The organism is Paenibacillus rhizophilus (assembly GCF_003854965.1).
In the GTDB taxonomy this organism is placed as follows: Bacteria; Bacillota; Bacilli; order Paenibacillales; family Paenibacillaceae; genus Paenibacillus_AQ; species Paenibacillus_AQ rhizophilus.
The window spans coordinates 382,069-406,161 of the sequence record NZ_RQPI01000002.1; the positions used below are offsets into that span (position 1 = coordinate 382,069).

Consider the following 24,093-nt stretch of genomic DNA (forward strand, 5'->3'; position numbering starts at 1 on the left):
CAAATGTGCCGAAGTTAATAAAAGGGATTAACGTTTAAGCATTAACGCCTACTTTTGCTGGCTCTTGAGACGCTCCACTTCTTGCTTGTAGAACTGGGAGGATTCTTCCGGCGTCATCGTTTCGCTGAGAATTTCGGCGGAAGTCGTCTGCATGACGTCCCACATGCCACTCGGCAGATATACGCGGTCGAAATACGGGAATACCCGGATATCTTTGTACTTTTCGTAGTATTCGGTGTAGATGCCAAGATCCGGGGTAATATTGCTCATCGCCGACGGGGTGCCGGTCACTTCCGCAATTTTCTTCAAGTTCTCTGGCTTGCCGAAGAAATTGATGACATCCTTGGCGATATCCAGATTCTTGCCGTCCTTCCAGGCGGCCATCGTATACCGTTCGCCGCCGGAAAAGGTCGGCGTGTCACCCGGTACGATGGATGGTAGCGGCATAATACCAACCTTCAGTTCAGGATTGATCGCCAGCGCATCGGGAACAAAGGTAGGCGCGCTGAAGCTGAACGCGACTTTGCCTTCGGCGAACAGCTGCGGACGGTCGCTCGTGCGGGCGGTGAATACATCCTCGTTCATCAGGCCCTTGTCGTACATTTCCTTGAACTTGGCCGGCAGTGGCGTCCAGTTGTTCCAGTCAAAGGTTCCATCCAGCAGTTCCTGCGCATGGTTCTTCTCCGCGCTGACCAGCAGCGGCGTTGCCATCATATCGAAGTATTGGGCGAGCGAGGCGGGGTCCGTAGATGAGAAGAAGAATGGAGTGACTTCGCCGTTGCTCTCTTTTTTGATTTTTTCGCCGGCCGCAATCAGTTCATCCAGCGTCTGCGGCACCTCAATGCCGTATTGATCGAGAATTCCTTTGTTATACGTAATGCCGTCTTTCGCCGCGTTCAGCGGGAGCGCGTAGACCTTGCCTTGGTCGTCTGTAACGATCGGCTTCATCGATTCAGACAGATTGGGAACCCATTCCTGATCCCTTAGGTCTGCCACAAAGTTGTTGTAGCGCACCTTCGACCAGCCGTGGGTATCAAAAATGTCCGGCATGTCATTGCCCGCCATTTTCATTTTGAGAATATTCTCGTAATCGTTGGCGGGGAACTGCCACTCGAACTTCACGTTCGGATGCTCGGCGGTATAGGCGTCCGTAATGGACTTCATCGTGTCCTGCGCCGCCGTGTCGTTGGTTGTCGTGTAGATCGTTAGTGTCACATCGCCTGAAGAGCCGCCGGAATTGCCGGATGCATTTCCGCCGTTTCCGCTGGATGAGCAGCCGGCTAAAATCATCAACATCAGCACCAAGGATATTGAAATCGCTCTCATTTTCTTCATAATGAATGTAAGCCTCCTTGTTCTAATGAATGTAAGGGCTTTGCGACAGTTTGACGGGTGATTCGCCGTCCAGTATACTTGATTGTGACTTTTTTTCTTTTGGGCTCCTTTATCGGAGTCTCTTTTTGTGTTTTTCTCTTTTTGTGCTTTTCTTTTTTTGCATTTTCTGTTTTTACGTGATTTATCTTTCTGTTATCCTGCCCCGCTTGCACTAATACCGCGTATTACGAGTCTGTTTCGGCATCACCCCTTTCAAGTTCCGGACTGTTCAAGTCTGGCTCGCTTCAGGTCCTCCGCAGCTCTGCCTTACGACAAACCGCGCCGGGAGCACCGCCTTGACCGGAATGCTTCTTCCGGCCAGTCTTTCCATCAGCAGATTGACTCCCGTCCGCCCCATCTGCTCGGTGTGGATCTTGACCGTAGTCAGCGGGACATTGACGTAAGAAGCCATTTCAATATCGTCAAAGCCGATCAGCGCCACCTCACCGGGGATGGAGACTCCGGATTCTAACAGCGCTTTCATGGCGCCGATGGCAAGCGGATCGCTGGCGATGAAGAACGCACGGGGCAAGTCACCCTTGGCAATGGCGGTCTGCATCATCCGGTAGCCTTCGGCCATCGTCCAATCTCCCAGGTAGATGTCGTCCGGATTGTATATCCCGTGCTCCCTGCATATCCGCTCATAGTTCAGAAGCCGCAGCTCGGGTATGTTGAATTTCTCATTGTTGAAACCGTGAACAAAATCCTTGGCGCCGATAAAGCCGGTCCGTGCATAGCCCTTTCGCAAAAAATGCTGCATCGCCTTCTCCGTCGCCCGCTGATAATCGAATACGACTGAGTCGTACTGTTCTTCATCCGGCGAATAGTTGATATAGACGGTCCGCTCCTTGCGGGGGTACATGCGCTCGATAACCTCCGGCAGGATGTTGCCGATGACAATCATTCCGTCCAGATCGTCCATCGCCTGCTTCGGAGACAGCCCGTTTAATCGGAAGCTCCGAATCACTTTAATACCAAGCTCTGTCAGCTGCTTCTCCGCTCCTTGCCGGATATACAGGAAATAAGGGTCTTCGTTCTCAAGCTCCGGCGGATACCAAACGAGAAGCCCGACTTTGGCTTGCTGCGGTTCCAGTACATCTGAAGCCGGTTTTTTTCTGCGCTTGGAAAAATCGTAGTTCATCTGCCGGGCTGTGCAGAAGACTCTCCGCCGCGTCTCTTCCGTAACGGATAGCGACAAATCGTCGTTCAGTACTCTGGATACCGTCGCAATGGATACATTGGCGCTGCGCGCAATATCGCGAATCGTCGTCATTGTTCATCCTCCCATAGCGAACCGTTTGTTTAGTTAATGTTTACTAATATCAGCACTTCATCTTAACAAGATAACGCTTTCATTGCAACAGTTTTTTCGGATATTCCAACAAAAATATAAAACATGCGCTGAAATGCCTAAATTAGAGATTGAATATAACTAAAGACTCATGTTTTGTTTAGTAAACAAGAGCAACTATTTATAACGTGCGGCCAACAACCTAATTCAGAATACAGCCAAGCCACGCCGGATTTCAGCTTGCCTCGCATAGCATTTCGAAGCGCAATGGAAAAGCCGGCCCCCTTTTACCTCAAAGTGGACCGGCTTTGTGTTCATGAACGTTTTTCGCATGATTTACGCATTGATTTCCGCATTGATTTACACCATGTTCTCGGGTTTCACCATCCGGTCAAATTCCTCTTCCGTCAGCAGCTTCAGCTTCAGCGCGGCTTCCTTCAACGTGAGGCCTTCCTTGTGCGCCAGCTTGGCGATTTCAGCCGCCTTTTCGTAGCCGATATGCGGATTCAGGGCGGTCACCAGCATCAGGGAGTTATGCAGATTGCGGTGAATGACCGGCTCGTTCGCCTGAATGCCCTTGGCGCAATTCTCCTCAAACGACAGCATGGCATCCGCCAGCAGGCGGCAGGACTGCAAAAAGCTGTGAATAATGACCGGCTTGAATACATTAAGCTGAAAATTGCCCTGGCTGGCCGCCATCCCGATCGTCACGTCATTGCCCAGCACCTGGCAGACGACCATCGTCATCGCCTCGCTCTGCGTCGGGTTCACCTTGCCCGGCATAATCGAGCTGCCCGGCTCGTTCTCCGGGATAAGCAGCTCGCCGATGCCGCTGCGGGGACCGCTGGCGAGAAAGCGGACATCATTGGCGATCTTCATGAGATCGGCGGCCAGCGCCTTCAGCGCTCCATGAACATGAACAATCTGGTCATGGCTCGTCAGGGCGTGAAATTTATTATCGGCCGAAACAAAGGGGAAGGAAAGCTCCTCGGCGATTTCCCGGGCGACTCCGGCCCCAAATTCAGGGTGGGCGTTAAGGCCGGTTCCGACAGCCGTCCCTCCGATCGCCAGCTCGAGCAGAGACCGGGCGCTGTCCGAAATAAATCGCTCGCCTTTTTCCAGCATCGCGGCCCAGGCGCCTATTTCCTGCCCAAGCGTAAGCGGCGTCGCATCCTGCAGATGCGTGCGGCCGATTTTGATCAACGAATGGTATTCGTCCGCTTTCTGTTCCAGCGTGATCTTGAGCCGGTTCAGCGCCGGAAGCACCTGCTGCCGGACCGCCAGATATGCCGCGATATGCATCGCTGAAGGAAAGGTGTCGTTGGAGCTCTGTCCTTTGTTCACATCATCATTCGGATGGATGACCGCTTCCGATCCATCTGGCCGCAGAAGCTCGCTGCCTCTGTAAGATATCACTTCATTCACATTCATATTGGTCTGCGTTCCGCTTCCCGTCTGCCAAACGACCAGCGGAAAATGCTCATCATACGCCCCCTGCATGATTTCATCGGCCGCGCGGATAATGGCGTCCGCCTTGGCTTCCGGCAGCAGGCTGAGTCCTGCGTTCACCTTCGCCGCCGCCTTTTTAATGAGCGCCAGAGCGTAAATCACTTCAAGGGGCATTTTCTCGCCGCCGATTTTGAAATTTTGCAGACTGCGCTGAGTCTGGGCGCCCCAATACTTGTCCGCAGGCACCCGCAGTTCGCCGAACGTGTCTTTTTCTATGCGAAATTCCATCCTTCATCCCGTCCTTTTTGCCGGATTTAGTCTGAAGCCGTTTGCATAGTGCTGTGCTTATTTTACAATGGGCCGCAGCTGTTGGACAAACCATGCCCCGTCTCCGGGTTCACTCCTCCCGGCCGCAGAGACCGTAAAAGAACAAATGCGTCATTTCCTCAATAAAAACATCCATATTATCCTGCTTGCGCGCGACTTCCAGCAAATCTCCGACGCTCTGCATATACATATTCATGAAAATCAGCACGGAATTTGACGAAATCTTGGGCGATATTTCATTCCTCGATTTCCCCTCCTCCACCAGTCTGACGATCAGCGGCAGCACCGTCTTCTCGTAACGCTCCTGAATGTAGCCGAACATTTCCTGATCGTCGACCATCAGTTCTTTGATCTGTGACGGTGACAAAACGGAATACTGCGCCTTCTCCTGGTCAATCGAATATTTCACGAAATCCTTGATCGACGGATTCCCCCGCATAAATTTTTCGAAACCGTCGATGGACTGATCGATATAATCCTTAAAGGATTGTTCCAGCAATTTCTCCTTGCTGCCAAAATAATTATAGATCGTGACCTGCGAGACGCCCGCCGCTTTGGCGATATCCGCGATCCGCATCCGCTTGGGCTCCCACGTTTTCAGCATTTCCATCGTCGTCTTCATGATTTTCCGCCTGATCTTGGCCGCTCTTTTCTCAAAACCGTTAATTTTAGTCATCTGTCTTTCACCCTAACCTGGCAATATCGGATATAGAAATGTAATTAATGAAATATATTATATAAATAATTTCATGAATCTATTGACGTCAGCGTCTGTCGGGACTATTATAACACATGAAATATATCACTAAAAATATTTCATTATTTTACGTCGGAGGTGGCAGTATGCTTACTGTCCAAGGGTTGACCAAAACATTTTCAAACGGAAAAGGGATACGCGATATTACTTTTACGGTAAACAAAGGAGAGGTGTTCGGCTTTCTCGGACCGAACGGAGCCGGCAAGTCAACGACCATCCGGCATCTTATGGGCTTTATGAAGCCCGACCGGGGACATGCGGCCATATGCGGGCTTGATGTGTGGAAAGCGCAGGGAACGGTGCAAAAGCATGTTGGCTACCTGCCGGGGGAAATCGCCTTCGTCGACGGGATGACGGGAATCGCCTTCCTTGATTTTATGGCGGATATGCAGGGCTTGAAGGACAAGGGAAAGCGCGGTGAGCTGATCCGGCGCCTTCAGTTTGACGCGCACACGCCGATCCGCAAAATGTCAAAGGGGATGAAGCAGAAGGTCGGCATTGTCGCCGCGTTCATGCACAGCCCGGAGGTGATTATTCTCGATGAGCCCACATCCGGTCTGGACCCGCTGATGCAAAAGGTATTCATTGAATTGGTGCTGGAAGAAAAGCAGCGGGGCACAACCTTCCTGATGTCGTCGCACAGCTTTCCCGAAATCGAGCGGACCTGCGACCGGGCCGCCATCATCAAGGACGGCAATCTCGTCGCCGTGAAAAATATTCACGAATTGCAGTCGATGCAGCGGAAGCTGTTCGACGTCGTCTTCGAGAACAAGAAGGATGCGCTCCGGTTCCGCACCTCCGGTCTGCCCGTCGAGAACTATGACGATTTCCGCGTTCGGGTCGCCATCCGGGGCAATTATAATTCATTCATTGAGGAAGCGGCGAAATACCGGATCCGCAGCATGGATGTATTCACGCAGAACCTGGAGGATATTTTTATGGATTATTATGACCGGGAGGAACAACAGCCATGAATTTCCCATTATTTAAACAAATGATTAAAGTGAATGCCAAAGGCATGATGAACTACGCCTTCGGCTCCGCTTTTTATATCCTGTTGATCATCTGGCTGTACCCGGGCATCGCGAAAAACACACAGGCGCTGAACGATATTGTAAAGTCCATGCCGGAGGGCGTGAACAACGCGTTCGGCCTGAACAGCGGCTTCGCCAGTGCGGAAGCGTTCATCTCGGGCGAATATTACGGCCTCATACTGGTGCTGATCCTGTCCATTGTCTGCGTGCAGATGTCGACCCGGCTGATGGCCGGCATGGTAGATCAAGGCTCGATGGCCTATCTGCTGTCCACGCCGACCACCCGCGCCAAAGTGTCGACGACGCAGGCACTTGTATTGATTACGTCACTGATCGTCATTGTGGGCGTAACGACCCTGGCGGGCTTTTTGGGAGAAGCCTGGTTTCTTGGCGACTCCTACCCTTTTAACGGCGAACGGTTTCTGCATCTGAACCTCGTCGCCTTTATGCTGTTTTTTGCGATCGGCGGCTTGACCTTTTTGGTGTCCTGCCTGTCCAATGACGAGAAAAAGGCGCTCGGCATTTCCGGCCTTGTCGCTTTCGGCTTCTTCACCATCGACCTGGTCGCCAAAATCAGCGACAAGCTGAGCTGGATGAAGTCCCTGACGCTCTTCACCCTGTACCGCCCCAGCGAGATCGTCGCGGGTCAAGCGGAATGGGGCCGAATCTCCCTTGTGCTGCTGGCCGTCGGCCTGCTCTCATTCGGCCTGGGCATTGTTCTGTTCAAGCGGCGCGATCTGCCGCTGTAGGAGCGGCCTCGCCGGTGCGAGAGCAGCGGCAGGGAGCGGGAAGGCGCGCTGCCGCTGCTCCCCGCGCTGCGCCGGGCCCCGTGGACGCGTGATGTCCACGCGCGGTTGCGCCGAGGGCGGTCATCGGCCGGATGCTGCGCCTCGCAGGCTGCTGCGCCGGGGGCGCGGGCGGTTCCGCAGCGGCCGGATGCTGTGCCGAGATGCTGCATCTCGCAGGCTGCTGCGCCGGGGGCGCGGGCGGGCTCGCAGGGGCGCGGGCTCGCATCGGCGACTGCTGCACCGGGCCGCAGGCGATCCCGCATCGGCAGGATGCTATGCCGGGACGAGGCGGTCCCGCATCGGCCGGATGCTGCGGCGAGGCGCGGGCGATCCCGATCAGCAATGCATATTGGTTTCTCGCCATTGTTTGAATGGCCTGTTAGCTGGATTTCCTCCCGCTAATTCCTTCTATATCGGACGTTGCCTCTAAACTACCTGGAAATTCTCCCGCTAATTTTGCCTATTTTAGCTGATATTGCTGAAAACAGGCAAATTAGACGGAGGAATTCCATCTAATTACGAAAAACGCCCTTAGATACAAAAAAAAAGCGGGAGTAATTCCCGCTATTTTTGCATTTACCGCCAGCTGAAATGAAATCGGGATTCGCCGATTGAATTCAGTCAACATATGCTGCGAACGCTCACCTGTCGACCTGCGCGCTCAAACTTTCCGCCCACTCGCTGTCACTACACGCTTCAAAAACGCTCTATTCACTCACGTAATCGGTCGCCTATCTCCCGCTGTAGGAGCGTTCGGGTCGTCGCAAGCAGCTGCGCCGGGCGGACGGCCCCGCATCGGTTGGCTGCTGCGCCGGAACCGGCCGGTTCGGCCCCTACTCCGCCAGCCCTTTGGCGCGGAGAAACCGCCCGATCCGCCGGGCCGCCTCGGCGAGGCGATCCGCCTCCTGTACAAGCGCGATGCGGACGAAGCCCCGCCCTTCCGCGCCGAATGCGTCGCCAGGGATGACGGCGACGCCCGTCTCCAGCAGCAGCTCGCGGGCGAAGCGGCGCGAGTCGAAGCCCGCCGCAGCCGCCCTACCGGGCAGCGGCGCCCAGACGAACATCGTCGCCGCAGGCTTCGGCACGTCCCAGCCTTCATCGCGCAGCGCGCCGATGAAGGCATCGCGCCGCCGCTCGTACAGCGGCCCGACGCCCTCGCCGGCGTCTGAGCCCATCGCCTGTTCCAGCGCGGCGATGGCCGCCTCCTGTACAGGCTCGAAGACGCCGTAGTCGATGTTGCCCTTTAGGCTCCGCAAAGCGCCTACGGCTTCGGAGTTCCCGGCCAGAAAGCCGATGCGGCAGCCGGCCATGTTGAAGCTTTTGGAAAAGGAATGAAATTCGACTGCCGTCTCCCGCGCGCCGGGCACCTGCAGAATGCTGATCGGCCGATATCCGTCAAAGCCCATTTCGGAATAGGCGAGATCGTGCACGACAAGCAGGTTCCATTTCCGGGCCAGTGCGACCAGCTTCTCGAAAAAAGCCTCATCCGCCCGAACCGAAACCGGATTGCCGGGAAAGTTAAGCAGAATAAAAGAAGCGCGCTCAAGCACGTCTTCCGGGATTGCTCCGAGATCGGGCAGGAAGCCGTTCGCCGCCTTCAGCGGTAGTGGCCACGGCGTTACTCCGGCGATGGCCAGCGCTCCGGAATAAATGGGGTAGCCCGGGTCCGGCACAATCGCCAAATCGCCGGGATCGCATACTGCCAGCGCCAGATGCGCCAGCCCGTCCTGGGAGCCCATAAGCATCAGCATCTCGGTCTCGGGGTCGACTTCGACTCCGAACCGGTAACGCATCCAGTCCGAGGCTTTCCGGCGGAAGGCAAGCCCGCCCTCCGAGGAAGGGTACGAGTAGCCGTCCTCCTTCAAGACGGCTTCGCTGAGCGCCCGCCGGATTTCAATCGTCGGTCCGCGGTCCGGGCTGCCGATGCCGAGATCCATTATATCAATGCCCGCTGCGGCCGCTTCGTTTTTCCAGCCTGCGACTTCCTGAAAGATCGAGGAGCCGAGACTAGACAGCTTGTCCGCACGCCATTTGGAGTTGGAAACTTTAAGAGTCAATGAAACACACCTGCCTGTTTTCTTCAAAATAGTAGATTCAATTCAATGCTTAAGTAAGTATACCATCTTCCGCCTTATTCCTGCACCGCCCTAAAGCGGTTCATGCGCCATAATTGCAAGGAGGGGACGGGGGACACGGAGCGCATGGAGGGCACGACTCCAAGGAGCGCACAGGGATACGAAGCACACGGGAGCACTCAGGCCGACGTCGCACTCAGACCACACGGAGCCCACGGAGTGGATGGAGCGCACAGCGCACACAGCCCTCGGCGCACAGTCCCCACGCTGCCCACGCAGCGCACAAAAAAGCCGGTCCAGGGGAATATCCCCGGCCGGCTCCTTCCATTCCTCTAGCTCTACAGCAGCACTTCCCGTTTAATTGTCTCCAATTCCTTGGAATTGCCGTAGACCGGATAAGCTCGCTTTGTCGGCTCGGCCCACCGCACGCCATTGACGATGACCCTCTGAATTTCCGGATGATAATAGGTCGGATAAGCTTCATGGCCCGGCTGGAAGTAGAAGATTTTGCCGTTCCCGCGCCGATAGGTGCAGCCGCTAGGAAATACGTTTCCGCCTTCAAACCAGCCGACAAAGATCAATTCCTCGGGCGCAGGCACATCGAAGTGCGTCCCGTACATTTCCTCTTGGTCAAGCTCGATATATTCACCGATGCCTTCCGCGATCGGATGGCTCGGGTTCATGACCCACAGGCGTTCCTTCTCCCCGACATCCCGCCATTTCAGATCGCAGCTGGTACCCATCAGCTTCATGAAAATTTTCGACATATGTCCGGAGTGCAGCACGACAAGCCCCATGCCCTGAAGAACCCGCCGATGGACGCGGTTCACGATCTCGTCGCTTACTTCTTTATGGGCGATATGGCCCCACCAGACGAGAACATCGGTATTATTCAGCACTTCCTCCGTAAGCCCGTGCTCCGGTTCATCGAGGGTTGCCGTTGCAACGTCCATGCCTTCTTCTTTCAGAAAGCCTGCGATCTGGTTGTGTATGCCCTCCGGGTATACAGCGGCGATTTTGCTATCGTTCCGCTCATGGCGGTATTCATTCCATACGGTTACTTTGACCATGCCTTTTCTCTCTCCTGTCCCCAAGTACGCCTGCAACTCTTTAACTATGTATTAACAGCGGTGTTTTTATCGGCAGCGAGTGCTGTGAATCATACTTTCAACGTTGAACGCGTACGAGTTAATCGTTTACATCACTTATCATACATCTTGGGGAAGGCGCTTTCTTCCTAGATTCTAGCCGAATTATTCCCGTATATTGTCCTGCGGAATTTCAGGGGAGAAATGCCTGTCGCTTCCTTGAAAAAATGGTGGAACGTCTTCACGCCCCCAAAGCCCGAAGCCTCGGCAACCTCCGTGATCGGCGCGTCTCCGTTCAGCAGCAGCCATTTGGCCTTGTTCAGCCGGTATTCATTAAGAAAGGACACAAAGGTCATGCCCGTATTTCGTTTAAACAGCTTGGTAAAATAATAAGGACTGAAGCCCATATACTGCGCGACCTCCTTCAAACTGATGGATTCGCGGTAATGATTCTCGACATAGGTAAAAATCCGCTCCAGCTTCTCCAGCGTTTCCCTGGATTTAGTGGCCGATTCCTCCGAAATTTTCGGTTGGCGGTGCGTGCCGCTCCTTGGAACCTCGCGGAAGATCAAGGTCAGCATCTCAAACAGCCGGGCTTTGATCAGGTATGCGTACCCGTCCGCCCTTCCCTTGTTCTCCTCGTGAATGCTCTCGATAAGTACCCGCATTTTGTCCGCCACCTCACCTGGCCACTTCCGCGCTGAATGCTCCATGGTAGCAAAGGCGTCGCGCAGCGAATGTTCCTTGGCGTCATGAACCGAAACTTCCTGAAAAAAGCTTAAATCAAACTGGATGACCACCCGCTCGCTGTCCGGGGAAGCCAGAAAATAATGCACGTCCCCGCTGTCCACGAACTGGATTTCCCCCTGCCGCATATGGATCGGAACATCGTTGATGCCAAGATCCACACTCCCTTTAACCACATAAATGATTTCGATTTCTTTATGCCAATGCGGGTAGCACAGCCGGTCCCCCTTGGTCACAAAGCTGCGGAAAGGAAAATGCTTGTCGAGCTCCGGAATTTCCAGATATAGTTTCATGCCGTCTCCCGTACCTTTACGTTTAATTTGCTCCGATATTGATGATAAGGCAGCGCAACCCCAAAGGGCAAAGATTTTTTTCGGAAAAACGGCCGGTGATTCGGCGCTGCTCGCGGGTGAAGTTTGAGTGACTGGTGCCGGACATCGCAGCCGGGGCGTAGCCTGATTATTAGGCGCACAAAAAAAACGGCTTCAGGCCGGTTTCGGTGCGGATTTTTGACGGAGAATACCAACGATAAGGAGAATCAGCGGCACAAAAACTCCGTTCGTAAGGTCCCAATACAGATAATAATCCTCCACGGTAAAGGTGTAATAAATAATATTGTGAGAAATCAGATAGGACAGGCCGAACAGCAGCCGCAGGGTTTCTGCAACCTTTTTTCGTCTAATCCGTTAATTGTTATAAAAGAATCGTTTGAGAATGAACACAGTGGGTATATAGCCTTATACTGTGCTTTATAGAGTCAAGGGGGAGATTTATCATGTTGTTGAAAAAGACTGCCGTAGTACCTTTTATCGTGCTGCTGTTCTTTTCCCTCATCCATACGTCAAGCACAGTCGGAACCCGGGCAGTTGCCGAAAGCAGCGGACCGGCGCAGCAATTGACCGTATATATTCATTCGCTTGAACAGGATGGAACTCAGGTGACCCTGACGGCGGATGAAATTAACTGGTACGAAGGAGCCGACGCCGACCGCCTCTTTGCGGAGCGGGAACCGGAAGCCGCCGCGGAACTGGGCGGAGCGCCGGACGGTTATTATATTGTGAATGACAGCGATACACTGACCAGGTATCCGCTGGCGGACAATGTTAGCATTAAGATGCAAATTTTCGACCATACCGGAAATCCCGAAGATTTGGATATCAACTGGAATGAAACCGTCGACCGGGATACATTTCTGAAGAAATTCGGCAACGCGGATGTGGTCGACTTGAGCCAGTTCCCTTACCACATCACGGTTGAGGACGGCAAAGTGACCTCTATCGTTCAGCAATATATTCCTTAATCCAAAGGTCTTCTTGAAATCAAAATAACGGCCCGCAGCGGGACTCTTAGACGTAAGAGTTCTCTCTGCGGGCCGTTCTGCGTTTAAATTCGGATCGCCTACGCAATTTTCATTTGGGGGCCGGCACAGTCTTCGGTATAATAAGGGTTAACCTGAGTGGGGATGACAACTTGTGTATAAGGAGATCTTGGATGTTCAAACGGAAGTGGAGTATTGCGCTGTTGATTTTACTATGCGGATTTTTATATACGCTGGCCCAATTCGTTCTCTCGACGAACCGGCTCCAGCGGCAGGTAGACTCGCTGCTGCCCGGGCAGGCCCAGTCGGCCTCTTCACGGCGGGTCATCTTTATTTCCCAGGAGCTCGATAATCCTTTCTGGCGATCCATCGAGCAGGGGGCGCTCCAGGCGGCCGGAAAATTCGATATGAATCTCGAATACACCGGACCCCTCCGGATTAATCCGGAGGAGCAGCTGTCGCAGCTGGAGCGTGCGATTGCCACGCGGCCCGATGCCATTATCGTGCAGGGCAGCGGAGAGAGCGCTTCACGGAATCTGATCGACCGGGCGGAGTCCTTCGGCATTCCCGTCGTTACTGTCGACGCCGATGAGCCGGGAAGCCACAGGCTGTTCTACGTCGGTACGGATAACTTGGCGGCCGGTAAAGAGATGGGCCAGCTGGTGGCCGAAGCCACAGGCGGCAAAGGAACGATCGGCGTACTGGTCGGAACGCCCCGGGCCGACAGCCAGCGTCTCCGCTTGGAGGGTCTGCGCAGTGTTGTTCAAGAATATCCGGAGCTTAAGATTGCGGACATCCGGTCTTCCGATATTTCGCGGCTTCAGGCCTCGGAGCAGACCCGAAGCCTCCTTGCGGCTCATCCGGAGCTGAAGGCTGTCGTGGGATTCAGCTCCCTGGACGGGCTCGGCGCCATGGACGCGGCGCAGCGGCTGGGAAAAAAAGGGCTGCTGCTGTTCGCTTTTGATGACCTGGCGGAAACCAAGGAAGCCGTGCACAAAGGAATGATCAAGGTGACCCTTGTCCAGCAGCCGCTGGAAATGGGCGCCGAGGCCGTGACCCTGCTGAATGATTATTTTCACGAGAAAGCCGTACCGGACGTCAACTTTACATCCATATCTCCGCTGGGCGGCAGCGGCATAACTGAATCCTCGGGGGAGAGTGGGCCATGAGTATACGCAGCAAGCTGCTGATCTTTATCCCCCTGCTCGTTCTGCTGATGAACCTGGTGACTTATTTCTTGTTTCAGAGCGGAACGATCGTTCAGGAAAGCTACGATCTGATCATGGGCAGGGTTCTTAATTACAAAGAGACCGCCGCGGCATCCGAGGACAGCCTCAAAGCGGTGTATGCGTATCTGCTTCACCCGGCGGAGGACACGAAAACGGCTGCGGCCGGGAAGCTCACCCTCATATCGGAGCTTCATTCCACCCTGATGGATACGGGTTCCGCCCCTCCCTTGGCCTCTTCTTTGACCGGGTACGGGAACATGATTCAAACTTTGCTGTCGCTTGAGCAGCAGTCACTCGCGGCAGCCGAGAACGGCAAGGCGTCGGAAGCGTTCGGGCACTATCTAGAAGCTGAAAAGACCGCCTCCTTTATCCGGAGCGAAGGCCAGCGGCTGGTTGAAGACGAGCTGGATTATTATCGGCCGGTGTATCGGAGCATTCAGGCGGACAATGCGCATCTTTACAAGCTTGGAGCCGCCGTATTCGCTCTGATCACGTCGCTCAGCATCGTGGTTGCGCTCTGGATTTCCCGAAGCATTACAGTTCCGGTCAGCGCGCTGGTCCGATCGGCGGAATCGGTATCCAAGGGGAACCTGGACACGGTTCTTCCTTCAGGAAGCAAGGATGAGCTTGCGGCCCTTTCCACCGCTTTCGTCAAAATGCTGGCAGGTCTCAAGGAGTCGATCGAAAAGGACAGGCAGATTGCCGAGAAGGAGCAGCTGGTGAAGACCCTGGAGCTGCGGGCTCTGCAGAGTCAGATCAATCCTCATTTTTTATACAATACGCTTAACGCGCTTTCGAAGCTTGCTCTGCTGGAGGAGGCTGAACAGACCAGTGATCTGATTGTCTCGATGTCGAGCTTTCTGCGCTACAATCTGCAAAATCTGGATCGTCAGGTGCCGCTGCGCAGCGAGCTGGAGCATGTGAAGGAATATATCAGGCTGCAGCAGGCCCGGTTCCGCGACCGGGTGGAATTCCGTCTCGATATCGAAGACAAAGCGCTCGATGTCCGGGTGCCCTCCCTGACTCTACAGCCTATAATCGAGAATGCGTTCGTCCACGGTATCGCCCATATGGAGAGCGGAGCCGTCATCTCTCTTATCGTACGCGACGAACCCTCGGAAACGAAGATCGTTATATCCGATAACGGCAAGGGAATGACCGAGGATATACGGACAGCCCTGCTAAGCCGTTCGCCTGTAACGCCTGCGCCCGGGACAACCGGAGCGCAGACCGCGGCACAGGCGAAACCGGGGGGGCGCTCCACCGGTCTTGGCATCCGAAATGTATACAGAAGGCTGGAGCTCGTCTATGAGCGGGAAGATTTGGTGCAAATCTCCAGTGAGCCGGGGAAAGGAACTACCGTAATGCTAACAATTCCGGCGAGAAGGAGCGGGATAAACAGTGTATCGGCTGATGATAACAGATGACGAGGCGCTTGAGCGCGAGGGGCTGGAGTGGATTATCCGGCGGGCGATGCCGGGAACCTTCCGGATCATTCACGCAGAGAACGGAAGGACGGCCATCGGACTTGCCGAGGAGCAGCGGCCGCATATTATTTTTATGGATGTCAATATGCCCGGCATTCAGGGTCTGGAGGCCCTCAGGGAGATCAAGACGCGGATGCCGGACGCCAAGCTGGTGCTGGTGACCGCCTATGATTATTTTGCCTATGCCAAGGAAGCCATATCACTGGGGGTCAAGGAGTATATCGTAAAGCCGGCCAAACGGGAGGAACTGGTAGCCCTGCTGCGAAGACTGGTGGAAGAACTGGACCAGGAAAAAGCCAAACGCGAGGAAGAGCTGGAAATACGCGACCGGATGTCGCAGCTTATGCCGCTTGCCGAGAATGAGCTCGCTCTTCTCCTGATGATGAACAAAGCCGCTGATGAAGACAGCCTGCAGCTCTCCGAATGGCTGGAATTCCCGCTTGACCGGGGACTCGGGCTTGTCGTCGCTTTCAACGACGATGCGAATATCGGCAGGCAGCGGGCGTACAGCGTCATCCACAGTCTCGTCAGAACCTTCGGCAGCTCGATTTCGAGTTCCCTCATCGACAGCCATATCGCGGTATTCCTGCGAATACCGCCGGGCATGCAGGAAGCGGAATTCGGTGAGGAGGCGCTTGGGTACGGAGAGAAGCTGCGCTCCCACGCAGAGCAGCATCTCGGACTTTCCGCAGCGGTCGGGATCGGCACGATCCGTGAAGGCGCAGAAGGCCTTCATGAATCCTATTTTGAAGCCGTGTTCGCTTCCACTCTCGTCGAGCGCAGCGGCGGGGTATGCCGCTTCGGCGATTTGAAGAAAGAGCAGCTCGATCATAACGGCGGGAACCCGGCGGCAATTGACCGGGCAGGCCAGCGCTCCTATGTCGTTGCGGCTCTCCAGCGTATAAGGGAGGAGCGGGAGCAGCAGACGATGAGCGTGCTGGACAAGGCGAAAGGCTACATCGGCGCAAGGTTCACGGAGGAACTCTCGCTGGAAGAGGTTGCCGATCACGTCCATCTGAATTCTTTTTATTTCAGCAAAATCTTTAAGCAGCTCACGGGCGAGACCTTTATCGATTATTTAACCGGCCTCAGGATCGGCAAAGCCAAGGAACTGATTGCGGCCGGAGATTTCAGCCTTAAAGAAATCTGCTTTCTCGTAGGCTACAAAGACCCCAACTACTTCAGCCGGGTATTCAAAAAGGTAACCGGAATCACTCCAAGCGAATACCGCGACCAGAACCATTAAGCTCAAGTCCATGCCGGCAGGCGTGGACTTTTTTGTGTGCAGATGACAACATAATGCTAGGTTCGACATTCTCTTCGGCCTTTCCCGCTCCACCTTAAAGAAATGCGCAAAAGAGGACAAAATCGTGCAGGGGATTGCTCCGCCGCGCACTCAGTGGCGATGCTATAATTCAAGTAGAAACGGAATTGCCCTCTTATTAGAGCGGCATCCATTCTCATAACACTATAAGACGGATGTTAAGCGTTTCCGGTAAATAGGTCTTGTAATCAAGAAAAACGAATGGCTTGGAGAGGGGTAAATATATGAGTACTCTATTGAACAATCCGGCAAAAGAAGCGGAGAGCAGCATTAAATTTGTTCTGCTTGTATCCATGGTAGCAGCTCTTGGCGGTTTTTTGTTCGGATTCGATACGGCGGTAATGTCGGGAGCAAACGGGTTCCTGCGTGCCCGTTTTGGGCTGGGCAACTTCATGCTCGGCTGGACGGTATCCTGCCTGATTATCGGCTGTATGGCCGGAGCGGCAGTCTCCGGTATGTTGGGTGAACGGTTCGGCCGAAAAAAGGTGCTGCTTGCGGCTGCGGTATTGTATACCGCCGGAATTTTCGTTTCCGCTATTTCGCCGAACCTGGAGATTTTCATCCTGGCCCGCATGATCGAGGGCGTTGGCATCGGGATTACATCAACGCTCTGCCCGCTCTATAATGCGGAAATCGCGCCCGCTAAATACCGCGGACGGCTGGTCGCTATGACCCAGATGGCGGTGGTATCGGGCATCCTCATCGGTTCTTTCCTGGCTTTTGGCGTATCTAGCCTCGGCAACGATGCATGGGACGTTTCCACCGGCTGGCGCATTATGTTCGGAGCCGGCATTGTGCCGGGACTGCTGTTCCTGGTTCTGCTGTTTCTTGTTCCGGAAAGCCCAAGATGGCTGATCAAGAAAGGCCGAGCCGCAGAGGCTCTGCCCATTCTGCTGAAGATTCACGGGGAAGAGCTGGCCAAGAAAGAAGTTCTGGACATCAAGCAGACCTTTAAACAGGACGAGGAAGCGTCGATCGCCTCGTCTGGACGGAGATTCACTCCGGCTTTGCGCACAGTTCTTATTGTAGGCATTGTCGTCGCTATGCTCCAGCAGGTTACGGGAATCAACGCGGTTATGTATTACGCGCCGGAAATATTCCGCCAGACCGGAGCTGGAACGAGCGGCTCCCTCACCCAGACCATTATGGTCGGGCTTGTCAATCTGATCTTTACCGCACTGTCCCTGTGGCTTGTAGATAAGCTCGGACGCAAGGTGCTGCTGCTGGCCGGTTCGTTCTTTATGACACTCAGTTTAACGATCATTGGCTTCGCCTTCCATACCGGCCAAACGGATGGCCCGATCGTACTGATCTGCATTCTCGTTTATGTCGCAGCCTTCGCCATTTCGCTTGGAGCGGTGGTCTGGGTGATTCTGTCCGAAATATTTCCAAGCCGGATACGCGGCCTGGCCACAGCGGTCGCCACGATGGCACTATGGGGAGCCGACTTCGCGGTATCCCAGTCCTTTCCGCCGCTGCTCGCTTCCGCGGGACCGGCTGTAACCTTCTGGATTTTCGGCGCGACCTCCCTGTTCACCTTCCTCTTCACTATGGGAGTCATTCCGGAGACGAAAGGCAAATCGCTGGAAGAAATCGAAGCGATGTGGGAGAACAAGCATAGCGAGAAACAGGAGAGCCTGCATCCCTCCCTTCAGGATTAATTGATCCATTTGGCGGCGGAAGCCGAATCTTAGAATAACCACGAGGCTGTCCCCGGTCATCCATGATGACACTCGGGACAGCCTCGTTATATTATTTTGCCGAAATTAGTTATAATGATTTAAAATATTGATTTCACAAAGCCACTGGGAGAAGGAAGCTAACATGATCTACATTAAAGATTTAATGAGCGGCCTTGATATCTTCAAAGCGCTGAGCTCCGAAATTCGGATCCAAATTCTGGAGATGCTGGCCTCCAACCAGGTACTGAATCTTAATGAAATCGCCAAACGGCTGAATCTGAGCAACGGCGCAATCACCATGCATATTAAAAAGTTGGAAGAAAGCGGTTTAATTAAAATCAATACCTCGGTTGGCAAGCATGGCATCCAAAAGGTATGTTATTTGAACAAGGACCGGCTGATGGTCGATCTCCGCAGCAAGGAAGCCGACTATATGTATGAGGTCGAGATACAGGCGGGTCACTATAGCAATTATGCTGCCGCTCCAACCTGCGGTCTGGCGACCAAGGACAGTATTATCGGAGATTTTGATGAGCCCCGTTATTTTGCCGATCCGCAGCGGATACATGCAGAGATCGTCTGGATGGCCGACGGCTTTCTGGAGTACCGGATTCCAAATTATTTGAAAGCCAACCAGACTTTCCGCGAGATTCAATTCTCGCTCGAGCTGGGATCGGAAGCCCCCGGGTACTCCAATAATTATCCTTCGGACATTTATTTTTATCTGAACGGCGTCGAACTCGGCTTCTGGACCAGTCCGGGCGATTTCGGCGATGTACGGGGCACGTTCAACCCCGATTGGTGGCCGCCTCATTTGAATCAATACGGAATGCTGAAGCTGATCCGCATCAACCATGAAGGAAGCTTTATCGACGGCTGCCGCAGTTCGAATGTCACTCTGGGCGATATCAAGCTCGATTACAAAAGCGAGCTGACCTTCCGCATCGCCGTTACCGACAAGCCGGTCAACAAGCGCGGGCTTACGATATACGGCAAGCATTTCGGCAATTACAGCCAGGATCTTCTCGCCCGTGTGCTGTATGATGTCCACGAGGTCAAAGAGATTAAACTCGGTATTAGCCGAGCTGAAACGGAATAACGATTTGGATTTGTCGCATATTTATGCCGCTCCGCGCGCATACTAACATTCGTCTGCCAAACCCAACGAGAAGGAGTGTTTCAAATGCGCGAAGGTTTGATTCCCACCGTTCTTGGAACCGTAGTATCCGCTTCTGGGGCCGCTTTTCTTGGAACCAAGTATAAGCTGGTTGCCACAGGCGTACTTGGCTTTGGTCTCGCGCATGTTGTTCTTGGCGCCATCGACCTGATCGAGCACCGGTAAAAGGCTTTGGAAGACGGGATATTCCGCTGCGTTTCGGCGCTTCGCGGGATATCCCTTTTTTGATCCGCTATATCCTCGGCAGATTCGGATTCCTCTTCCAGGTCGGTTAGGTTGCTTCCTTAACCAACGACAACAAGCGGTTCCTCTCCCGACCGGGAAAAAAACCGCTAAAGAAAACATTGTCAAATTGTCCGTAACCGTTACTTCACAGCCACATAGAACAGCCGCTGCGCATTATTTCCGGCAGAAATCCATTTAAAATCGGCATACACCCGCACCTGGCTGAAGCCGGCTCTCCGCAGCTCTTCTGCCATCCACTCCGGATCATACGCCCGTTGAATATGCACTTCCTCAAACCGGCGATACCGGTCGCTCCCCGGCTCTTCGCTCACGAAGATGGATAAATGATGCTCAATCTCCCGTCTCGGCGCATCCAGCTCACAGGTCCAAATGTACGATACGGAAGACTCCTCCATCACAAAAGGCTGCTCCTCCGCATAGCTGATCAGCGTGTTCGGATGATGCACATCGAACAGAAAGCTGCCGCCCGGCTTCAATCCATCGTAAGTGCGTTTGAAGACCGACGCGATCCCGTTCTCTTCCAATACATAATTCAGACTATCGCAAAAGGAAATCACGGAATCCACCGGTTCCGGCAGCTCCCATTCCCTCATGTCCTGTCTGATCCACTGCACGCTTCCCTTCCGTATAAACCGGCGGCCGCGGGGGTGTTCCTCCATCTTCTGCCGCGCCACGGCAAGCATATCGGATGAAAGGTCAACTCCCGTCATATGATATCCCGCCTCGGCCAGCGGAATCGTGAGGCTGCCGGTGCCGCAGCCCAGCTCGGCCACGGTCTTCGGCTTCCCCAGTCGCTCCCAGGCGGTCTCGGCAAAGGCTAGCCACTGCGGATACGGCATATCGGCCATCAATTCATCGTAGACATAAGCAAATTTTCCATAGGAGGACACTCACCACACCGCTCTTTCCATTGCTGTCTTATTCGGCAGAGTTTCCGCGGCTTTCGCCGCTCTGTTTACCGGAAGCCGGATCGGTCTTCTCTGCCTGTACCAGATACGTCCAGCTCTCCTTCTGGGTGATGAGGCCTTCCTTCATCAGCTTGCCCAGCGCGCGCTTGAACGCTGCCTTGCTGATTCCGAAACGCTGCTTGATGATATCCGGAGGCGTCGAATCCGAATAGGGCATTCCTCCGCCCGGGCGGTTCTTCAGGAACTCCAGAATTTTCTCGGAGTCGATATCCATTCCCACTTCTTTGCGCTGGGCCATGGACAGATTGATTCGCCCGTCCTCCCGGATGTGAGCTACCCGAGCTTCAAACTCCTCTCCCAAACGAAGCAGCCTCGGCCGCTCGGAGGAATGGATCATACCGATGGCCCCAAACCCCAGAATGCCTCCGTCCACAATGACGAAAGTGCCCATTTGAAGCGGCTTGTACACCCGGGCCTTCATCCACTGGCCCTTCCAGCTCGTAGGCGCCGGGAATGTCAGCGGAGCAAGCTCCTGTTCGCCCGCAAGCTTGGCCCGCAGCCGCCCCTGTTTGTCATGCTCCATAATGACGAATACACGGTCGCCTACCTGGGGATGCAGCTCCTTCAGTTCAGGAAGCTCGCGGATAGGCAGAAGCAGCTGGCGGCCAAGCCCCATTTCCAAGAAGCATCCCAGCCGGGGGTGAACGTCCGCCACTTCCAGCAGGGCCAGCTCGCCGAGCGTAAGATACGGTTTCTTCATCGTCGCCGCGAGGCGGTCTTCAGTATCGAAGAACAGGAATACTTCGATGTGGTCGCCCGGCTTAATTTTTTCCGTAAGCTCCGTGTAATGCAGCAACACATCCTGGTCGCCTGCGTTCAAAAAATAACCGTAAGGAGAAACTTCCCGCGCCACTTCCAGCGTCATGATCGTTCCGGCGATCAGGCTCATACGTGTTCCACTACCTTCGCGTCGGACCACAGACGCTCGATATTATAATATTCGCGCTCGTCCCGGTGGAAGATATGGACGACCACATCGCCCAAATCCATCAGCACCCAGCGCGCGGAATCCATTCCTTCGATTCCCCGGATCAAGGCTCCGGCTTCCTGGGCAACTTTGCGAACCTCGGTAGCGATAGCTTGCACCTGGGTGTCGGAATTACCGTGACAAATAATGAAAAAATCGCTGATCAACGAAATGCCGCGCAAATCGAGGGCAACGACGTTCATCGCTTTTTTATCTTCGACCGCATTCAGCGCGAGCCGCAGCAGTTCTTGGGATTGTATGGTCATTCATTTTCCTCCAATACTCTTACTAGATCGTTTCTTGCCATTACCGTAAGCGGAAACACAATCTTCCGTTTCTCCAGCAGCAGGCTGATCGTGGAATCGAATCCAGCGACAAGCCCGGCCTCCAGACTGGATTTCGCCAGCTTGCGTATACGGTCAACGCCTGGAAAATCGCGGCCCGGCTCGATGTAATCGGCCAGACAGACGATTTTGTCCATCAGGGTCATGCCTTCCCGGCCCGAGGTATGATAGCGGATGGCGTCAAGCACTTCCGCATCCTTGATGCCATACTCCGTCTCCGCGACGAAGGCCCCCACCTCCGCATGCCACAGCTGCTTGTCATAGGACAGCAGTTCCGGCGAAAGATGGTTTTGCTCAATAATCCCGCGCTGCCGTTCGACCGGCCAATATTTCGCAACATCATGCAAAGTCGCCGCCTGCTCGGCGCGCTCCGGATCTCCGCCATACTTTTTGGCCAGCTTTACCGCCGTTTCCATAACGCCCAGCGTATGCTTCCAGCGTTTCTCCGGCATCTGCGTGGATACCGATTTAATCAACGCTTCGCGGCTGTACTCCATACAAATTCCCCCTTTGCACGTAGTCGTATACCGCTTCCGGCACCATATACCGGATCGATTTTCCGCCTGAGGCCCGCTCCCGAATCATCGTGGAAGAGATATCGACCATCGGCATGTCCGCCAGCAGCACCCTCTCGGCGATATGAACGGGGAGTCGCTCAAGGTCAAGGGGAACCCCCGGCCTGCCCACTCCGATGAAGAAAAGCCGGCGTGCCAGTTCGTCGATTTCTCTCCATTTAGGCAAATACCGCACCATATCCGCACCGATAATAAAGTAAAAATCATCGGACGGATAACGCTCCTGCAGCAGCCGAACCGTTTCAATCGTATACGATACTCCTCCGCGCACAATCTCCCAATCGAGGATGCGGAAAGATTCGTCGTTCTTGATCGCCTCACGCACCAGCTCCAACCTTTCTCGGCCGGAAGCGCCTGCAGCATGCTTATGCGGCGGGATATGCGAAGGCATAAACCATACCTGTTCCAGCCCGAAGGCATCCCTGGCCGTCTCCGCAGCCAGCATATGGCCGATATGAATGGGATCGAAGGTGCCGCCCATAATGCCGACCTTCACGCCCCCACCTCCTTGCAAAATTGCCTCCTTGCGACGGCCTTGTTAACAGACACCTGCCTAAAAAACAAGGTCAAGTCACACCCGCTTATTCAGACGCCTGGCGTCATCGAGGCAGTTCGATTGTTTTGTTGTCGCGGGATTCCTTGTACAGGATGATCGTCTTGCCTATGACCTGTACAAGCTCGGAGCCGGACTGCTCCGCAAGCTCTGCGCCTATCTCCTTCGGATCCTCGGCGCAGTTGTTCAGCACGCTGATTTTCATCAGCTCGCGCTTTTCAATTGCCTCCTCGATATGACGGATCAGATGCTCGTTAACGCCGCCCTTCCCGACCTGAAACACAGGATCGAGGTGATGGGCAAGCGAGCGAAGATAGCGCTTTTGTTTGCCGGTTAACATCATGTATGCATACTCCTTATTTATCAACTATTATTACCCGAAAATACCGTATTTTATTTGCTTCTTCCCGCTTCATAAGGCGCCGAGACTGTTCAGCAGCGCCTCGCGCATCACGTCGACCGGAGCGGGCATTCCGGTCCAGTATTCCAGAGCGTAAGCTCCCTGATAGATGAACATGCCCACGCCTCCGTGAATGGTGCAGCCCCGTCTGCTGCGGCTTTCCAGCAGCAGACGGGTATGAAGCGGGTTGTAGATCAGATCGCTGACGACGATTCCCTCCGGAATGATATCCGGATCTATCGGCATATCGCCGGTATGGGGATGCATCCCTACCGAAGTCGTGTTAATCAATATGTCCGTACCGACGATGTAGCGCCCGATCTGATCCAAGCCTATGCCCTTGATATCGCCGCGGCTCTTCCAGTCTTCCGCAAGCCGTTTCGCCTTCTCCTCGTCGCGGTTCACTATAATCACCGCTGAAGGGTTTTCCTGAAGCAGCGCGTCGACGATGCCTCTTGACGCGCCGCCCGCGCCGATAATCATAATTCTCCGTCCGGAAAGCTCGGAGACCGCCTCCGATTTCAGCGAACGCACATACCCGATTCCATCTGTATTGTAGCCGGTCAAAATGCCGTTGTCGTTAACAATGGTGTTGACGGCGCCGATGGCTTCCGCAGCCCGGTCCACTCTGTCGAGGTGTTCGATGACCGCCAATTTATGCGGAAGAGTCACGTTGATGCCCCGGAAATTCAGTGTACGAATCGCCTGGATCGTCTCTCCCACTTTACCTTGAGCTACATGTAAAGGCACATAGGCCCCTTGGATTCCGAGCGCGTTCAGGCCTGCGGTATGCATAACCGGCGATTTGGAATGTGAAATGGGGGAGCCTATAACCCCCAATAGAATATTTCCGCTTGGCGAAGGCCAGGCGGCAGCTGTAACTGTCATGAGCG

General features: G+C 54.3%; 23 protein-coding genes. 9 read left to right on the forward strand and 14 right to left on the reverse strand.

Annotation, left to right across the window (positions count from 1 at the left end; genetic code table 11):
- Positions 1-48: 48 nt before the first annotated feature.
- The 4 genes from EH198_RS07025 to EH198_RS07040 form a co-directional block, all read right to left on the reverse strand.
- A complete protein-coding gene (locus EH198_RS07025; RefSeq protein ID WP_124694828.1) occupies positions 49-1,335 on the reverse strand; it encodes an ABC transporter substrate-binding protein in 1,287 nt (428 codons plus the stop codon).
- Between the two features lie 268 nt (positions 1,336-1,603).
- Entirely contained in the window at positions 1,604-2,647 is a 1,044-nt protein-coding gene (locus EH198_RS07030; RefSeq protein WP_124694829.1) for a LacI family DNA-binding transcriptional regulator, read from the reverse strand.
- 378 nt (positions 2,648-3,025) lie between these two features.
- Positions 3,026-4,402, reverse strand: coding sequence for a class II fumarate hydratase (gene fumC, locus EH198_RS07035; RefSeq protein WP_124694830.1), 1,377 nt, complete (start codon positions 4,400-4,402; stop codon positions 3,026-3,028).
- A 109-nt stretch (positions 4,403-4,511) separates the two neighbouring features.
- On the reverse strand, positions 4,512-5,117 hold the full coding sequence (locus EH198_RS07040) for a TetR/AcrR family transcriptional regulator (protein WP_246014130.1): 606 nt from the start codon (positions 5,115-5,117) through the stop codon (positions 4,512-4,514).
- A 167-nt stretch (positions 5,118-5,284) separates the two neighbouring features.
- Here EH198_RS07040 and EH198_RS07045 point away from each other — a divergent pair, with 167 nt between their 5' ends.
- Both EH198_RS07045 and EH198_RS07050 read left to right on the forward strand, forming a co-directional pair.
- Positions 5,285-6,172, forward strand: a complete 888-nt coding sequence (locus EH198_RS07045; protein WP_124694831.1) for an ABC transporter ATP-binding protein — start codon at positions 5,285-5,287, stop codon at positions 6,170-6,172.
- Positions 6,169-6,981 carry an ABC transporter permease subunit gene (locus EH198_RS07050; protein ID WP_124694832.1) on the forward strand — a complete coding sequence of 271 codons (813 nt, stop codon included), beginning with the start codon at positions 6,169-6,171 and terminating at the stop codon, positions 6,979-6,981. Before EH198_RS07045 ends, EH198_RS07050 begins: the two co-directional genes overlap by 4 nt.
- 872 nt (positions 6,982-7,853) lie before the next feature.
- Here the strand turns inward: EH198_RS07050 and EH198_RS07055 are convergent.
- The 3 genes from EH198_RS07055 to EH198_RS07065 form a co-directional block, all read right to left on the reverse strand.
- Positions 7,854-9,077 carry an aminotransferase class I/II-fold pyridoxal phosphate-dependent enzyme gene (locus tag EH198_RS07055; protein ID WP_185702783.1) on the reverse strand — a complete coding sequence of 408 codons (1,224 nt, stop codon included), beginning with the start codon at positions 9,075-9,077 and terminating at the stop codon, positions 7,854-7,856.
- 356 nt (positions 9,078-9,433) lie between these two features.
- Positions 9,434-10,165 (reverse strand): ThuA domain-containing protein, encoded by a 732-nt coding sequence (locus EH198_RS07060; protein ID WP_124694834.1) that lies wholly within the window; start codon positions 10,163-10,165, stop codon positions 9,434-9,436.
- Between the two features lie 167 nt (positions 10,166-10,332).
- Positions 10,333-11,223 (reverse strand): AraC family transcriptional regulator, encoded by an 891-nt coding sequence (locus tag EH198_RS07065; RefSeq protein ID WP_124694835.1) that lies wholly within the window; start codon positions 11,221-11,223, stop codon positions 10,333-10,335.
- 482 nt (positions 11,224-11,705) lie between these two features.
- Here EH198_RS07065 and EH198_RS07070 point away from each other — a divergent pair, with 482 nt between their 5' ends.
- From EH198_RS07070 to EH198_RS07100, 7 genes are all read left to right on the forward strand, one after another.
- Complete coding sequence (locus EH198_RS07070) at positions 11,706-12,230, forward strand: hypothetical protein (RefSeq protein ID WP_124694836.1); 525 nt, start codon at positions 11,706-11,708, stop codon at positions 12,228-12,230.
- Between the two features lie 191 nt (positions 12,231-12,421).
- Positions 12,422-13,417 carry a sugar-binding protein gene (locus EH198_RS07075; protein WP_124694837.1) on the forward strand — a complete coding sequence of 332 codons (996 nt, stop codon included), beginning with the start codon at positions 12,422-12,424 and terminating at the stop codon, positions 13,415-13,417.
- Positions 13,414-14,904, forward strand: a complete 1,491-nt coding sequence (locus EH198_RS07080; protein WP_124694838.1) for a sensor histidine kinase — start codon at positions 13,414-13,416, stop codon at positions 14,902-14,904. Before EH198_RS07075 ends, EH198_RS07080 begins: the two co-directional genes overlap by 4 nt.
- Entirely contained in the window at positions 14,879-16,210 is a 1,332-nt protein-coding gene (locus EH198_RS07085; RefSeq protein ID WP_185702784.1) for an AraC family transcriptional regulator, read from the forward strand. The genes EH198_RS07080 and EH198_RS07085 overlap by 26 nt, the downstream gene beginning before the upstream one ends.
- Before the next feature lie 302 nt (positions 16,211-16,512).
- Positions 16,513-17,949, forward strand: coding sequence for a sugar porter family MFS transporter (locus EH198_RS07090; RefSeq protein ID WP_124694839.1), 1,437 nt, complete (start codon positions 16,513-16,515; stop codon positions 17,947-17,949).
- Positions 17,950-18,112: 163 nt separating this feature from the next.
- Entirely contained in the window at positions 18,113-19,069 is a 957-nt protein-coding gene (locus EH198_RS07095) for an ArsR/SmtB family transcription factor (RefSeq protein WP_124694840.1), read from the forward strand.
- A gap of 84 nt (positions 19,070-19,153) precedes the next feature.
- Entirely contained in the window at positions 19,154-19,312 is a 159-nt protein-coding gene (locus EH198_RS07100; RefSeq protein ID WP_124694841.1) for an asparagine synthase, read from the forward strand.
- A gap of 200 nt (positions 19,313-19,512) precedes the next feature.
- On the opposite strand, the gene EH198_RS07105 is transcribed toward EH198_RS07100, so the two are convergent.
- The 7 genes from EH198_RS07105 to EH198_RS07135 form a co-directional block, all read right to left on the reverse strand.
- Positions 19,513-20,283, reverse strand: a complete 771-nt coding sequence (locus tag EH198_RS07105) for a class I SAM-dependent DNA methyltransferase (RefSeq protein ID WP_124694842.1) — start codon at positions 20,281-20,283, stop codon at positions 19,513-19,515.
- Positions 20,284-20,311: 28 nt separating this feature from the next.
- Entirely contained in the window at positions 20,312-21,250 is a 939-nt protein-coding gene (locus EH198_RS07110; RefSeq protein WP_124694843.1) for a CvfB family protein, read from the reverse strand.
- A complete protein-coding gene (rsfS, locus tag EH198_RS07115) occupies positions 21,247-21,594 on the reverse strand; it encodes a ribosome silencing factor (RefSeq protein WP_124694844.1) in 348 nt (115 codons plus the stop codon). The genes EH198_RS07110 and rsfS overlap by 4 nt, the downstream gene beginning before the upstream one ends.
- On the reverse strand, positions 21,591-22,169 hold the full coding sequence (yqeK, locus tag EH198_RS07120) for a bis(5'-nucleosyl)-tetraphosphatase (symmetrical) YqeK (RefSeq protein WP_124694845.1): 579 nt from the start codon (positions 22,167-22,169) through the stop codon (positions 21,591-21,593). The genes rsfS and yqeK overlap by 4 nt, the downstream gene beginning before the upstream one ends.
- A complete protein-coding gene (locus EH198_RS07125; protein ID WP_124694846.1) occupies positions 22,141-22,743 on the reverse strand; it encodes a nicotinate-nucleotide adenylyltransferase in 603 nt (200 codons plus the stop codon). The genes yqeK and EH198_RS07125 overlap by 29 nt, the downstream gene beginning before the upstream one ends.
- Before the next feature lie 103 nt (positions 22,744-22,846).
- Positions 22,847-23,140: a ribosome assembly RNA-binding protein YhbY gene (gene yhbY, locus EH198_RS07130; protein ID WP_124694889.1), complete on the reverse strand. Its 294-nt coding sequence runs from the start codon at positions 23,138-23,140 to the stop codon at positions 22,847-22,849.
- A gap of 72 nt (positions 23,141-23,212) precedes the next feature.
- Positions 23,213-24,088: a shikimate dehydrogenase gene (locus tag EH198_RS07135; RefSeq protein ID WP_124694847.1), complete on the reverse strand. Its 876-nt coding sequence runs from the start codon at positions 24,086-24,088 to the stop codon at positions 23,213-23,215.
- Positions 24,089-24,093: the final 5 nt, after the last annotated feature.